This window comes from Klebsiella sp. 4_1_44FAA, assembly GCF_000238715.1.
Taxonomy (GTDB): Bacteria; Pseudomonadota; Gammaproteobacteria; order Enterobacterales; family Enterobacteriaceae; genus Klebsiella; species Klebsiella pneumoniae.
Genome location: NZ_JH414844.1, coordinates 1 through 979 on the forward strand (window position 1 = coordinate 1; position 979 = coordinate 979).

General features: G+C 67.0%; 1 protein-coding gene. It reads left to right on the forward strand.

The genetic code is table 11. From position 1 onward, the window contains the following. Nucleotides 1-979, forward strand: a 979-nt coding sequence (locus tag HMPREF1024_RS00090; protein ID WP_032451477.1) for a sodium ion-translocating decarboxylase subunit beta, incomplete at both ends; no start/stop codon positions are given.

A 979-nucleotide genomic window follows, 5' to 3' on the forward strand; every position in this document is an offset into this window, starting at 1 on the left:
TGATTGCCGCGAAGCTCCACTGCGCGCCGGACGTCCACGCCATCAAAGAGGCACTGGCGCTGGCCCTGCCGTCGGTACAGGGGCAGATGGAGAGCCTCGCGGTGGACATGGGCTACTCCGCCGGGGTGCTGGCCATCTTCTATAAGGTGGCGATTGGCTCGGGCATCGCGCCGCTGGTCATCTTTATGGGCGTCGGGGCGATGACCGATTTCGGCCCGCTGCTGGCTAACCCGCGCACCCTGCTGCTGGGGGCGGCGGCGCAGTTCGGGATCTTCGCCACCGTGCTCGGGGCGCTGACGCTGAACTACTTCGGCATCATCAGCTTCACCCTGCCGCAGGCGGCGGCCATCGGCATCATCGGCGGCGCCGACGGCCCGACGGCGATTTACCTGTCGGGCAAGCTGGCGCCGGAGCTGCTGGGGGCCATCGCGGTGGCGGCGTACTCCTATATGGCGCTGGTGCCGCTGATCCAGCCGCCGATCATGAAGGCGCTGACCACGGATAAGGAGCGGAAGATCCGCATGGTGCAGCTGCGCACGGTAAGCAAGCGGGAGAAGATCCTCTTCCCGGCGGTGCTGTTGCTGCTGGTGGCGCTCCTGCTGCCGGACGCCGCGCCGCTGCTGGGGATGTTCTGCTTCGGCAACCTGATGCGCGAGAGCGGCGTGGTGGAGCGGCTGAGCGATACGGTGCAGAACGCGCTGATCAACATCGTCACCATCTTCCTCGGGCTGTCGGTGGGGGCCAAGCTGGTGGCGGACAAGTTCCTGCAGCCGCAGACGCTGGGGATCCTGGTGCTGGGGGTGATCGCCTTCTGCGTGGGGACCGCGGCCGGGGTGCTGATGGCGAAGCTGATGAACGTGTTCAGCCGGCACAAAATCAACCCGCTGATCGGCTCGGCGGGGGTGTCGGCGGTGCCGATGGCGGCGCGGGTGTCGAACAAGGTGGGTCTGGAAGCGGACGGGCAGAACTTCCTGCTGAT